Annotated in this window: 13 protein-coding genes and 1 riboswitch; of the genes, 12 read left to right on the top strand and 1 reads right to left on the bottom strand. The window is 38.9% G+C overall.

Annotation, left to right across the window (positions count from 1 at the left end; all coding sequences use genetic code 11):
• Positions 1-7: 7 nt before the first annotated feature.
• The 4 genes from fliS to NST21_RS26470 all read left to right on the top strand — a co-directional run bounded on the left by fliS (position 8) and on the right by NST21_RS26470 (position 2,660).
• Positions 8-409: a flagellar export chaperone FliS gene (gene fliS, locus NST21_RS26485; RefSeq protein ID WP_056524417.1), complete on the top strand. Its 402-nt coding sequence runs from the start codon at positions 8-10 to the stop codon at positions 407-409.
• The gene (locus NST21_RS26480) at positions 409-750 is read left to right on the top strand and encodes a flagellar protein FliT (protein ID WP_340892178.1); all 342 of its coding nucleotides are present in this window, start codon (positions 409-411) and stop codon (positions 748-750) included. Before fliS ends, NST21_RS26480 begins: the two co-directional genes overlap by 1 nt.
• A 258-nt stretch (positions 751-1,008) precedes the next feature.
• Positions 1,009-1,566: a ribosome hibernation-promoting factor, HPF/YfiA family gene (hpf, locus tag NST21_RS26475; protein ID WP_056524424.1), complete on the top strand. Its 558-nt coding sequence runs from the start codon at positions 1,009-1,011 to the stop codon at positions 1,564-1,566.
• An 830-nt stretch (positions 1,567-2,396) separates the two neighbouring features.
• A riboswitch (cyclic di-GMP riboswitch) is annotated at positions 2,397-2,483 on the top strand.
• A gap of 36 nt (positions 2,484-2,519) precedes the next feature.
• Positions 2,520-2,660, top strand: a complete 141-nt coding sequence (locus tag NST21_RS26470; RefSeq protein ID WP_235566050.1) for an anti-repressor SinI family protein — start codon at positions 2,520-2,522, stop codon at positions 2,658-2,660.
• A 149-nt stretch (positions 2,661-2,809) separates the two neighbouring features.
• On the opposite strand, the gene NST21_RS26465 is transcribed toward NST21_RS26470, so the two are convergent.
• Entirely contained in the window at positions 2,810-3,133 is a 324-nt protein-coding gene (locus NST21_RS26465; RefSeq protein ID WP_053348573.1) for a helix-turn-helix domain-containing protein, read from the bottom strand.
• A gap of 439 nt (positions 3,134-3,572) precedes the next feature.
• Between NST21_RS26465 and secA the strand changes: the two genes are divergently transcribed.
• The 8 genes from secA (at position 3,573) to NST21_RS26425 (ending at position 13,703) form a co-directional block, all read left to right on the top strand.
• Positions 3,573-6,086, top strand: a complete 2,514-nt coding sequence (gene secA, locus NST21_RS26460) for a preprotein translocase subunit SecA (protein ID WP_057215914.1) — start codon at positions 3,573-3,575, stop codon at positions 6,084-6,086.
• Between the two features lie 148 nt (positions 6,087-6,234).
• A protein-coding gene (prfB, locus tag NST21_RS26455; RefSeq protein WP_235566051.1) for a peptide chain release factor 2 occupies positions 6,235-7,333 on the top strand; the annotation gives its coding sequence in 2 pieces (ribosomal slippage) (positions 6,235-6,297 and positions 6,299-7,333; 1,098 coding nt in all).
• A 229-nt stretch (positions 7,334-7,562) separates the two neighbouring features.
• Positions 7,563-8,378: a YitT family protein gene (locus NST21_RS26450; RefSeq protein WP_376106588.1), complete on the top strand. Its 816-nt coding sequence runs from the start codon at positions 7,563-7,565 to the stop codon at positions 8,376-8,378.
• Between the two features lie 49 nt (positions 8,379-8,427).
• Positions 8,428-8,769 carry a cytochrome c551 gene (cccB, locus tag NST21_RS26445; RefSeq protein WP_340892175.1) on the top strand — a complete coding sequence of 114 codons (342 nt, stop codon included), beginning with the start codon at positions 8,428-8,430 and terminating at the stop codon, positions 8,767-8,769.
• A gap of 295 nt (positions 8,770-9,064) precedes the next feature.
• Positions 9,065-9,751 carry a cell division ATP-binding protein FtsE gene (gene ftsE / locus NST21_RS26440; RefSeq protein WP_201187377.1) on the top strand — a complete coding sequence of 229 codons (687 nt, stop codon included), beginning with the start codon at positions 9,065-9,067 and terminating at the stop codon, positions 9,749-9,751.
• Positions 9,741-10,634, top strand: a complete 894-nt coding sequence (gene ftsX, locus NST21_RS26435) for a permease-like cell division protein FtsX (RefSeq protein ID WP_201187375.1) — start codon at positions 9,741-9,743, stop codon at positions 10,632-10,634. The genes ftsE and ftsX overlap by 11 nt, the downstream gene beginning before the upstream one ends.
• 119 nt (positions 10,635-10,753) lie before the next feature.
• Complete coding sequence (locus NST21_RS26430; RefSeq protein WP_340892174.1) at positions 10,754-12,139, top strand: murein hydrolase activator EnvC family protein; 1,386 nt, start codon at positions 10,754-10,756, stop codon at positions 12,137-12,139.
• A 139-nt stretch (positions 12,140-12,278) separates the two neighbouring features.
• The gene (locus NST21_RS26425; protein ID WP_340892173.1) at positions 12,279-13,703 is read left to right on the top strand and encodes a S41 family peptidase; all 1,425 of its coding nucleotides are present in this window, start codon (positions 12,279-12,281) and stop codon (positions 13,701-13,703) included.
• Positions 13,704-13,875 lie beyond the last annotated feature (172 nt).

The following is a 13,875-nucleotide window of genomic DNA, read 5'->3' as shown; positions in this document are numbered from 1 at the left end:
TTGAATGATGGCAATCAATAATCCCTACCAATCTTATCAACAAAATTCGGTGAATACTGCCTCTCCAGGTGAACTTACGTTAATGCTTTATAATGGATGCCTTAAGTTTATTACATTGGGCAAAAAAGCAATTGCGGAAAAAAACTTTCAAGAAAAAAACATGAATTTAATTAAAGCGCAAAAAATCATTCAGGAGCTAATGGTCACATTAAAAATGGATTTGGCTATATCCAAGGAATTACTATCCCTTTATGATTATTTGAATCGACGTTTGATTGAAGCCAACATTAAAAGTGATCTGGATATTTTAGAAGAGGTTGAAGGGTTTGTCATGGAATTTCGCGATACATGGAAGGAAGCTATTCAGTTGAACCGCCAGAAGCAATTTGCCAATAGTGGTCAAGCATAATGGGAGCTATTCAACATTTTTATGAGACAACGAATCATTTGCTTTTTACGTTGGAAAATGAGCAGGATCGGGACCGGAAAATTGAAAAGGTTGAGGCCTTGCTTGAGGAGCGGGAGAAGTTGATGGCAGGGATTCAACCGCCTTTTTCTGATTCTGAACAGGATTTAGGGAAGAAGTTAATCGAACTCAACGAAAAAGTTTCACAACTTCTAGAAGAACAAAAAGTAGAAATCCAACGCGATATTAAACAGCTAAGTCTCAAAAAAGAATCTACTAATAAATATGTGAAACCTTATCAATCATTATCCACAGATGGCGTGTTCTACGATAAAAGAAATTAGATATTAATCAGCCGTTTTAATTGCAAACAGTTTTAATGTTAATTGTTTTTAAATTTTCTGTAAATATTAAGGGCTTAATTTTTTCTTTATAGCTTTGTATTTGTTATAATAAAGCTAGGGCAAACATCAACAACCCTTTCCTAACCTTCCGACAATTGTTTCATAATCTCGACATATTTCATGATGTGTTTCTAAAGGAAACCGGAGGGGTATTGTAGAATCTAACTGTATAGTCTTAATTTAAGGAGGACTCACTTTATGAATTACAACGTACGCGGTGAAAACATTGAGGTAACTCCAGCAATTCGAGAATACGTCGAAAAGAAAATTGGCAAGTTAGAACGATATTTTAACAATACACCAGATGCAAATGTGTTAGTGAATTTGAAAGTTAACAATAATACATCCAAGGTCGAAGTGACGATTCCTATGCAGAATTTGGTTCTTCGCGCTGAAGAGGAAAATGCGGATATGTATGCTGCTATTGACTTGATCAATGACAAGCTTGAACGCCAAATTCGTAAACATAAAACGAAAGTCAATCGTAAATTCCGTAACAACTTATCTACAACTCCTGAGGCGTTCGCCTTTAATACGGAAATTGATGAAGTGGTGGATGAATTTGAAGATGAAACTGATATTGAAGTAGTCCGCAATAAGCGCTTTGATTTGAAGCCAATGGATAGTGAAGAAGCGATTCTGCAAATGAATATGCTTGGTCACAGTTTCTTCGTTTACACCAATGCGGATACAAATACAACGAACGTTGTGTACCGTCGTAAAGATGGGCGCTACGGATTAATTGAACCTAGTTAATATGAATCTATAAACAAAAGCACAACCCAGACTATGGGTTGTGCTTTTTAAATATTACTCTATCCATTGCAATGTTCATTTGGGCTAAGGAGTTCTGTAAGCTCTGGAAAAATAACCATCGATTTCAACCATAGAAGTCAATGGTTGTTTATATTTCCTTCCTTTTTCCTTAATGATTATTCGGCAATACGATAAATAGTATCGATTAATTGGTTGGGTCCTGGGAATTTCATTGTTCTCTAAAAAACACAATGAAGTATCGAATATATTGTGTTTTCTTTAAAAAGAACGTTTTCCGTTCTTTAATAAGATAAATAGGTATTTATATCTATTTAAATACCCCCTCCTATTGCACTATACTCAGATTAAAGTTCTTTAAAAAGAACGATAATTTATTTATATAAAACGATTTCATTATGGTGCAGAGGAGTTGGATTTTTGTATCAGAAAAATTGCTATACATGTCATAGAGTCATAGAGTCATAGAGTTCTTTTAGCAGTGCAGAATAGGGAGGTTGGCTTTGTCCGACCTGCGGTGAGGACTTGTCTACGCAAAAAGCCTTTGATGCACTTATTATGGAAAGAATTAATATGCCCCATCGTTTGAATAAGAAGGGCAATGTTTATAATTTTTTAAAAAAACGAACGTGAATCATTTGAACCATCTTGTTTTGTACATGAAATAGACAAAAAATATCATGGATTTCTTGATTTTGTAATATTTTGTCGATAAAAAGTTGTACATTGTGGTAAATTAGCGACATAAAGTGGCAATATTTGGAGCGAATATTCGCTATAATAACTTATAAATATAGTTTTTGTAATAATTACCCTGACAAAGGCAAGCTCAGCGAAAGATGAGGGCGCAAAGGCACAGGCCTAAGTTTGCTTAATGCTAAGATGGCTGGTCTGCCTGAAATACATACAAGTAGTATTTTAGGAGGATAAAAGAGGTGGTTAACGTGGAAGTGGATCAAGAATGGGTGAAGTTGATTTCAGAAGCTAGGAAATTGGGTTTTAAGAAAGAAGAAATTAGTGCTTTTTTAAAAAAAGAGAATCTAAATGTGTCACTAGAGGAGAACAATGAAAACTAAGAACCAAAAAGTAATGAAAAAAACATCCCTATAAACAGTTGATTTACAACATAGCTGTCTATAGGGATTATTTTATTTTCTGAAATTCTATCAATACTAGTTTGATAGAGCAGTACTATTTACGTTTGTGAAGCTAGTTTAGAATTTATCTATTCTTCTTTATCTTTTCTCCATTTATTAAACTCAATGAACTCTCTGAATTGTTGTTTTGAAACGCCAGAATTCATAGCTTCCTCAACAATTTTCATCCAGTCAGTGTCCAAGGATTCCTTATTTGGTGCATCGTAAAGAAGGGCATCTACAGGAATGTTAAGTACAGCAGAGATTTTTTCGAGAAATTGAATAGAAGGATTCGTTTGTAAGTTACGCTCGAGCGAACTTAAGTATGACTTTGCTACTCCGGCTTTATCAGCTAGTTCAGTCATTGACATTTTCTTTTCTTCTCGCAGTTTTTTTACACGTTCACCAATCAACAATACCACCTCGAAACATGTTCTATTTATCTTCGATTTATAAGTTTTAAACCCACATAAAATCACAGGAATAGGAAGCCTGAAAAGCTAGATTGCTTCAACTGACTATCAGTATAGAGGGACCAAAAATATCTATGTATAGAAGGTTGTGCTTACTTCGCATTTTCGTTTGTCTTGTTAAAGACTTATGTGAAAAGTGGGGAGTGTGTAATGTACTTTTGCTACTTCCCTCTATTTTAACAGTTTTACCCCTCTTTTATCCAATGTTTTTCGTAAGAACTGAATTCAGGTCCATAGACATAGAGTGACATGAAGTTGTACCTCTAGAATAGAAGTGTTAAAATTAAGCTTGGATTAGTATTAACAGAAGGTGTGTTTCTTCTTACTTATATGAATGTGTTATTGAATGATCATTACCATAATAGAGGAGCGTTATTGAATGCTTAATATATTAAATAAAGTTTTTGATCCGAATAAGCGAGAAATTAAGCGTCTGGAAAAAGTCGCTGATCAGGTCGAAGCGCTGGCTGATGAGACAGCTGCGCTATCGGATGAGCAGTTGCGCGCCAAAACAGAGGAGTTTAAGGAGCGTTATCAAAACGGGGAAACCGTGGATGATTTGCTTGTTGAAGCTTTTGCGGTTGCGCGTGAAGGGGCAAAACGAGCTCTTGGTTTGTATCCCTACCGTGTTCAAATCATGGGTGGGGCATCACTTCATGATGGAAACATCTCTGAGATGAAAACGGGGGAAGGTAAAACATTAACATCAACCATGCCGGTTTATTTAAACGCGCTTACTGGTAAAGGTGTGCATGTCGTGACTGTCAATGAATACTTGGCGCACCGTGATGCAACTGAGATGGGTGTATTGTATGATTTCCTGGGTTTGACTGTTGGGTTGAATTTGAACAGTCATTCTAAAGAAGAAAAACAAGCTGCCTACAATGCTGACATTACTTATAGCACGAATAATGAGTTAGGCTTTGATTACTTGCGTGACAATATGGTTTTGTATAAAGAACAAATGGTACAGCGCCCGTTGCATTTTGCTGTCATCGATGAAGTCGATTCGATTTTGATTGATGAAGCGAGAACGCCATTGATTATTTCTGGTTCAGCACAAAAATCGGCACAGCTTTACATCCAAGCAAATGCGTTTGTGAGGACGTTACAAAAAGAAACGGACTATACGTATGATGAAAAAACAAAAGGTGTTCAGCTGACCGAAGAAGGTATGAACCGTGCTGAAAGAGCATTTAATATCGATAACTTGTTCGATATCAACCATGTTACCTTAAACCATCATATTAATCAGGCTTTGAAGGCGCATGTTTCCATGCATTTGGATGTGGATTATGTTGTTCAAGATGGCGAGATTGTCATCGTCGATCAATTCACTGGCCGTTTAATGAAGGGCCGTCGTTATAGTGAAGGTCTTCATCAGGCAATTGAAGCAAAAGAGGGCCTTGAAATTCAAAATGAAAGCATGACTCTTGCAACTATCACGTTCCAAAACTATTTCCGGATGTACGAAAAACTTTCTGGTATGACAGGTACAGCTAAGACAGAGGAAGAGGAATTTCGGAATATCTATAATATGAATGTTATTGCGATTCCAACAAACCGGAATATTGTTCGTGATGACCGCGCCGATCTTATTTACGCGTCAACGGATGGGAAATTCCGCGCTGTTGTGGAAGACATCGCTGAGCGTTATACAAAAGGACAGCCAGTGCTCGTTGGTACTGTTGCCATTGAAACGTCTGAAGTCATTTCTGCGTATTTATCCAAAAAAGGTATACCTCATGATGTTTTGAATGCAAAGAATCATGAGCGTGAAGCAGAAATCATTGCGAATGCAGGTAATCAAGGTTCAGTTACAATCGCTACTAACATGGCTGGCCGTGGTACGGATATCAAGCTTGGCGAAGGTGTCAAAGAACTTGGCGGCCTTGCTGTTATCGGTACGGAGCGTCATGAAAGTCGAAGGATAGATAACCAGTTGCGTGGTCGTTCCGGTCGTCAGGGAGATCCTGGGGTTACTCAATTCTATTTATCAATGGAAGATGAACTGATGCGACGCTTCGGTTCGGATAATATGAAAAGTATGATGGCACGTCTTGGTATGGATGATTCACAGCCAATTCAAAGTAAAATGGTGACGAGAGCCGTTGAATCCGCTCAGAAACGAGTGGAAGGGAATAACTTTGATTCGCGTAAACAATTGCTGCAGTATGACGATGTCCTACGTCAACAACGGGAAATCATCTATAAACAGCGTTTTGATGTGATGGAAAGTGAAAACTTACGTGAAATTGTTGAGACGATGATTGAGGCATCCATTCAGCGCAATGTTGCTGCGTTTGCTCCAATGGGTGATGAAGAAGGCTGGAACTTACAAGGTCTTGTCGATTACTTGAATGGTAACCTATTCAATGAAGGTTCAATCACAATAGAAGATTTAGAAGGAAAAAATGAATCGGAATTGGTTGAATTTATTTTAGGTAAAGTGAAAGAAGACTATGATCAAAAAGAAGCAGAGCTTTCAGAAGATCAAATGCGAGAGTTTGAAAAGGTTATCGTTCTTCGTGCGGTGGATAGCAAGTGGATGGACCATATCGATGCTATGGAACAATTGCGTCAAGGGATTCACCTTCGTGCTTATGGTCAAATTGACCCGCTTCGTGAATACCAATCAGAAGGTTTCGCAATGTTTGAAGCCATGATTGCCTCCATGGAAGATGAAGTCGCTAAATACATTATGAAAGCTGAAATTCGCAACAATTTAGAGCGGACAGAAGTCATAAAAGGACAAGCGGTCAATCCGAAGGAAGAAGATGGAGGAAAAGTGAAGAAGGCTCCAGCCCGTAAAAAGGATGAAGTCGGGCGAAATGCTTTATGTCCATGTGGCAGCGGCAAAAAATATAAGAATTGCCATGGTAATTTAGCCTAAAGTTAGGTGTATAATGATAAGAGAGACGGTGTAAGAACTTGCCGCCTCTTTTCATGTTTAGCTTGCGTATAGTTTGATGATGTTTATTGGTACTGAAACACATCCCTGTACAGGGGTTTTTTTAACATACTTAATGAGGTGAAGAGAAATGGAATTAGCAGAAATTAGAAATGAACTTGAACGAACCGCACAACGATTAACGGACTTTAGGGGGTCTCTTTGACTTAGATGAAAAAGAGGCACGAATCGCACAACTAGAAAATGAGATGACACACCCTGATTTTTGGAATGATCAGTCAAATGCACAGACTGTCATCAATGAAACGAATGCATTGAAAGATCAAGTCAATCAATTGTCCGATTTGAATGATGCATATGAAAATCTGGATTTGACGTATGAATTAGTGAAAGAAGAAAGCGATGAAGAACTTCTTGCTGAGTTGGTAGAAGAAATCACGATTCTTTCACAAAAGATGAATGAATTTGAACTTCAACTTTTACTAAGTGAAGAATATGATTCGAAAAATGCAATTCTGGAATTGCATCCTGGTGCAGGTGGAACTGAGTCCCAAGATTGGGGTTCAATGTTGCTTCGTATGTATACAAGATGGGGTGAAAAAAGGGGCTTTAAAGTAGAAACCCTTGATTACCTTCCAGGTGATGAAGCTGGAATCAAGAGTGTCACTCTGCTGTTCAAGGGCCATAACGCATATGGTTATTTGAAAGCAGAAAAAGGTGTTCACCGTCTAGTTCGGATTTCTCCTTTCGATTCATCAGGGCGCCGTCATACTTCATTCGTTTCTTGCGAAGTTATGCCGGAATTCGACGAGACGATTAATATAGAAATTCGTACGGAAGATCTGAAGGTTGATACGTACCGGGCAAGTGGGGCAGGTGGTCAGCATATCAATACGACTGACTCAGCCGTAAGGATTACTCATTTACCTACAAATACTGTGGTAACGTGCCAAAACGAGAGATCGCAAATCAAAAACAAGGCTCAAGCCATGAATATGCTGAAAGCCAAATTATATCAACTTGAAATTGAACAACAGCAAGCCGATTTGGATGAAATTCGCGGAGAGCAAAAGGAAATTGGCTGGGGAAGCCAAATTCGTTCTTACGTCTTCCATCCCTACTCCATGGTAAAAGACCACCGTACTAGTGCGGAGACAGGAAACTTGGGAGCTGTCATGGACGGAGATATCGATATGTTCATTGATGCTTATTTACGTTCAAAATTATAAGAAGTAAAAGTCGGGCCGATTTTCTGGTTCGGCTTTTTTTATGATTACGTATACATGGAAGTAAAATTCACTACCACTTTAAAGTCATTTGGCTGACTTTTACAGGATATTATAGGGGATGCAATACAACGTTCGGCCAATACTAGATAAAAAATGATGGTTTTTTAGGAGACAATATTGAATGAGAAAAAGATACAGGGAGCAGAAGCACCCTTTGATACAAAAGTTAATGGAGTATGGGTTGGTAATTGTCGGTTCGGCTATTATTGCAATTGGTTTTAATGTATTCTTGCTTCCCAACCAAATTGCTTCAGGCGGAGTCAGCGGAATTAGTACGATTCTCGATTCTACGCTCGGTTGGGAGCCAGCCTATGTACTGTGGGGATGTAATATTCCCTTATTTATTGCTGGACTTATTATACTTGGACGGCATTTTGGTGCCAAGAGTCTGATTGGAACCTTGTTCTTACCGCTTGTCGTATTCCTTACAAAGGATTGGGAGCCATGGACGAATGATGCTTTGCTTGGTTCAATATGTGGGGGAATTATGGTGGGCCTTGGGTTAGGAATTGTTTTCCGCGGGAAGGGTTCCACCGGGGGAACGGATTTAGCAGCGCAGATTATTCATAAGTATACCCATATGTCATTAGGGACATGTGTAGCTGTCATTGATGGAATCATTGTCTTAAGCGCTGCGATTGTTTTTGATATTGAAAAAGGGCTTTATGCGCTAATAGGTTTATATGTGACAAGCAAGACGATTGATCTCGTTCAGGTTGGGTTGAATCGTTCTAAGATGGCATTAATTATCATGAATAATGAAATGGAAGTAAGGAATGCTATCTTACATGAGCTAGACCGGGGAGTAACACGAATTTCCGGGTATGGCGGCTATACGGATGATACTCGTCCAATTTTGATGTGTGTAATAGACCAGTCGGAATTCACTAAATTGAAACAATTGGTTAAACTTGTTGACCCTAAAGCGTTTGTGATCGTAATGGATGCATCGGAAGTACTTGGGGAGGGTTTTAAACTAGATTAAAATTGGTATAATATTTCTGTACTGGTATAAATCAGAGGGGGTAAATTCTATGAAAAAGAAATGGTTAGCCTTAATAATGGGTACGTCTCTCGCCTTGGCTGCATGCGGAGGAAACGATGATAATGCAGATAATGAGCCAGCAAGTGATCAAAACGAAACTACAACCGTAGATGCAGGAGATGCAGCGAAAATTTATGAAAACAAATGTTCAAGCTGTCATGCAGTAAATCTTGAAGGTGGCGTAGGACCGAATTTAACGAAAGTTGGTTCGAGATTATCAAAGGATGAAATCGAGCAAGTCATTGCAAAAGGTCAAGGAGCAATGCCAAAAGGTATAATTCAGGGAACCGAAGCGAGCAAAGTTGCTGAATGGCTTGCTGGACATAAATAACGACTATAGAAACGTTCTGCATACAGCGGGGCGTTTTATTTATCCTCCTTTTAAATCCACAGAAAACCCACATCTAATCCCTAATCAAGAAAACTAATCCTAGAATTATTACGTAGATGTTGATAATCTTTCTCACTGAAATGAAACTGTAATATTTTTATTCTTAATTTGACAAAATTAGATGATATAATGTTTCTGTGCTCTAGTAAGAAAGATTCCTGTCAGATTCCAGTGAAAATTGTCGAAAAAGCTTAGTTACATAGATATAAAAACAAGCAAATTAGGTGGTTTTAGAATGATAGAAATGATAGATGTGAAAAAGACCTATCCTAATGGCGTAATTGCCATTAATGGACTCAATGTAAAAATAAAACCAGGCGAATTCGTTTATGTAGTAGGACCCAGCGGTGCCGGGAAATCGACCTTCATCAAAATGATGTATCGGGAAGAAAAGCCGACAAGTGGTAATATCTTGGTAAATGGTGTCAGCCTTCCAAGTATCCGCAATTCGAAAGTTCCTCTATTCCGCCGTAATATCGGGATGGTATTCCAAGATTTCAAACTCCTTCAAACCTTCACAGTTTATGAAAATGTTGCATTTGCGATGGAAGTTATCGAAAAAGAACCAGAAGAAATTAAAATGAGAGTCATGGAAGTTCTTGATCTAGTAGGGATTAAACATAAAGCTAGAATGCTCCCTTCTGAACTATCTGGTGGAGAACAGCAGAGGGTTGCGATTGCACGTTCGATCGTCAATGACCCTAAGGTGGTTATCGCCGATGAACCTACAGGGAATCTAGATCCTGAAACATCATGGGAAATTATGAACATATTTGAAGAAATTAATAATCGTGGAACAACACTTGTCATGGCCACACATAATAGGGACATCGTTAACAATATTAAACGACGTGTCATTGCCATTGAAAGTGGAAAAATAGTTCGAGACGAACATCGAGGTGATTACGGATATGAAATTTAGAACATTACTCCGTCACTTCCGTGAAAGTTTTAAAAATATTGGCCGTAATGGTTGGATGACGTTTGCATCAGTCAGTGCAGTAACAGTCACTCTTACATTGGTTGGCGTTTTTTTAGTGCTCATGATGAATTTAAATCATATCGCGGGAAATGTGGAGAAGGATGTCGAAGTTCGTGCACATATTGATAATGCTGCGAATGATGACGATATAAAAGCAATCGGTAAGAAAATTACAGAGATGAGCGGCATCGAAACAGTCATATTCTCTCCAAAAGATGAAGAGCTCACAAATTTAATAGATGATTTAGGCGATAATGGTGATGCCTTCAAACCATTTGAACAGGACAACCCATTAAGGGACGTTTACATTATCAAAACGAAATCTCCGCAAGATGTCATCAAGGTGGCAAAAAAAATCGAAGGTTTTGAATATATCCAGAGTGTTAAATATGGACAAGGCTACGTCGAGAAACTATTCAGTTTCGTGAATATAGCCAGAAATATAGGAATCGTTCTTATTGTAGGTTTGCTTTTTACTGCGATGTTCCTTATTTCGAATACTATTAAAATTACAATTGTAGCTAGAAGAAAAGAAATTGAGATTATGAGATTAGTAGGAGCAACAAATAACTTTATCCGTTGGCCATTTTTCTTAGAGGGACTCTGGTTGGGAATTCTCGGTTCAATCGTGCCAATTGGTCTGATTTCAGTACTCTATTACAATATTTATAAATATGCAGCACCACAGATTACGTTTAAATTCATAGATTTTCTACCTGCAAGCCCGTTTATTTATCAAGTTTCGGCCATCCTTATTGCAATAGGCGCGGTTATCGGGATATGGGGCAGCTTGATGTCCGTTAGGAAGTTCTTAAAAGTATAAAAGTATAAAAATGTATCTTCACACCTTCTTTTACACTCGAATGTCAAAAGAAGCCTAGTACAAATAGAGAGACGTTACAAGGCGTTAGATGTGACGGGATTGAAAGGGGAAATGAAACGTTGAAAAAAAATATCATTGCCATGAATGCTTCAATAATGATCGGGTTGGGGAGCATTTTAGCTGCACCTTCGGCTTATGCTGAATCGCTTTCAGATTTGCAACAAAAGAAAGAATCTATTCAGGAGAAACGTTCGGGTGTTGAATCGAATATTTCTGATACTGAGAAAAAAATCGATAACCTGCATGATAAACAATTGACGGCAGAGGAACAAATTGCAGCCATTGAAGCAAAAATTGCAGAATCGACAAAAAAAATCGATGCTAAAAATGCTGAAATTACACAAACGAAAAAAGAAATTGAAGCATTAAAAGAAGAGATTAAAGTATTAAAAGAACGGATCGCCAAACGTAATGAAGTATTGAAGGAAAGGGCGCGTTCTTTCCAAGAGACTGGTGGGGACGTGAACTACCTAGAAGTGTTATTCGGATCATCCAGTTTCGGTGATTTAATTGACCGCGTCGGAGCTGTAGCGACAATTGCTGAAGCCGATCGGGATATTTTAAAGCAGCATGAGTTGGATAAAAAGGACCTAGAAGAAAAGCAGACAGCTGTTGAAAAGAAGCTTGCTAGTTTAGAAGTAGCCAAAGCCGAACTTTTGGAAATCCAAAAGCAACAAAAACAGCAGAAGCAAGAAAAGGCTGCTTTAGTTAAGAAATTAAAGCAACAAACCAAAAAACATGAAGATGAGAAAATGGGCTTAGAGGAAGAAAAAGCGAACCTTGCTGCTCAAGAAACGGCTATCAAATCGGCTATCAACTTAGAACAAAACCGTCTTGCAGAATTGGAAGCAGCTCGTAAAAAAGCGGCAGCCGAAGCGAAAAAACGTGCAGAGCAAGCAGCGGCACAAGCGGCATCACAGGCAGCTGAATCAAAAAAACAATCTTCTTCTTCAGGGGCTAGTGCAAAAAGCAGCAGTTCATCATCACCAGCACCATCATCATCATCCCGATCTTCGTCTAATGTAAGTCAAGTGCCAGCTGTTTCATCGGGTACTTTTACTAGACCAAGTGCAGGATATGTATCTTCAACAATGGGTGAGCGTTGGAATAAACAGCATGCCGGCATTGATATTGCTGCTAGTGGAACGGTTCCTGTTGTAGCGGCAGCAGACGGAGTTGTAAGCCGTTCTTACTTCTCTAGTACATACGGTAATGTTATCTTTGTTACCCATTCAATCAGTGGTCAGCAATGGACAACGGTGTATGCGCATTTAAGCTCTAGACAAGCAAGTACTGGTTCTGTTGTTGCCAAAGGTCAACAAATTGGTATCATGGGGAACACAGGACATTCATACGGTCAGCATTTACACTTTGAGCTACATAAAGGTGCATGGAATTATAGCAAGTCAAATGCAGTAAATCCATTAAACTACATACCTAATTAATACCCAATACATCAATAGAAAACAGACTAGGATAAAATTCTAGTCTGTTTTTTTGTTGTGTTCACTATTGTCTACAAGCATATTTCCTCCAAGCTGCTCATATAGTGAAATACATATCAGGGCAGAAATGGGGATAAATATGGTCAAAAAATGGGTACTTCCTCTAGCGATCATTATGTCATTAGTTATTGGGGCAGGGGGGGGCATATATTGGACAAGTTTCTCAGGTAAGAATGAGACAAAGCAGGAAAACCAAATGGTAATAAAAGATAAGGAATGGGCAAAAGTGGAACAAGCTTATGGTTTGATCGTAAATCAGTATGTGGACAAGGTTGACGGTTCTCACCTTGTCGAAGGTGCCATTCAAGGCATGCTGTCAGCTTTGAAAGATCCATATTCCGTATATATGGACAAGGAAACCGCTAAGCAATTTAATGAAACTTTAGATTCCTCTTTTGAAGGGATCGGTACGGAAATCGGGATGGAAGATGGTAAGGTCATTATTGTGTCTCCTTACAAAGACTCCCCTGCAGAAAAAGCGGGGTTAAAGCCGAAGGATCAAATCCTTAAGGTGAATGATGAAAGTGTCGAAGGTTTGGATTTGTATGAGACACGCTTAAAAATCCGTGGTGAAAAAGGGTCAGCCGTTAAAATGGAAATAAAGCGTGCGGGGGTTTCAAATCCAATTGAATTCAATATGGTTCGTGCTGAAATTCCACTTGATACTGTTTTTTCATCGATTAAAGAAGCGGCGGGAGAGCAAATTGGCTATATCGAATTAACCACTTTCTCGGAAAATACCGCATCTGATTTTAAAAAGCAGATGAAGGAGTTAGAAAAGAAAGGGATTAAAGGATTGGTCATAGATGTGCGCGGCAACCCAGGCGGCCTCCTATCGAGTGTGGAAACGATACTTGGAGAGTTTATAACAAAGGATAAACCATATTTACAAATTGCTGAGAGAACGGGTGAAACGCAATCCTTTTTTACAAATCTAAATAAAGAAAAGGATTATCCAATCGCCGTCTTGACGGATAAGGGCAGTGCCTCGGCCTCAGAAATCCTGGCTGGTGCGATGCAGGAGGCAGGGGGCTATCCATTGATCGGTGAGAAGACCTTCGGCAAGGGAACTGTACAGCAGGCTGTACCAATGGGAGATGGCAGCAAGATTAAACTTACGCTATACAAGTGGCTGACGCCATCTGGGAACTGGATTCATAAAAAGGGGATTAAGCCTACAATTGAAGTAAAACAGCCGGATTTCTTTGATGCCCATCAGCTGTCCGTTGAAAAGGTACTGCAGCGTGATATGACTGATGAACAAATTCAATATGCCCAAACTATTTTAAAAGGACTTGGTTTTGAAACGGGACGTGAAGATGGCTATTATGACTGGAGTACAGAGATAGCAGTTAAAGCATTCCAAAAGCAGTATGGTTTGAAAGTGACTGGTAAACTGGACACTAAAACCGCTGCACACCTAGAAACCGCAATTCTGGAAAAAATTCAGGATGAAGACAATGATATTCAGTTGCGCACGGCATTGAATTATGTGGTGAAGTAAAGGAGAAGGCATCGCTCATTTGTAGCGGTGCCTTTTTTGCATGGGTTCAATTTGCAGGGGGATATTTTAAGTACGATGAACAGAGAAAACTTAAGGAAACGCTTTTTTTTCTTCATCTTAATAGGCAGGGAGCTGACATATTTGATAGAATAGGAGGTAACTGACTAGGAGA

The organism is Peribacillus sp. FSL K6-1552 (assembly GCF_038005205.1).
Taxonomy (GTDB): domain Bacteria; phylum Bacillota; class Bacilli; order Bacillales; family DSM-1321; genus Peribacillus; species Peribacillus butanolivorans.
Note: the sequence above shows the minus strand (reverse complement) of the source record. Positions and strands in the feature narration are given on the sequence as shown.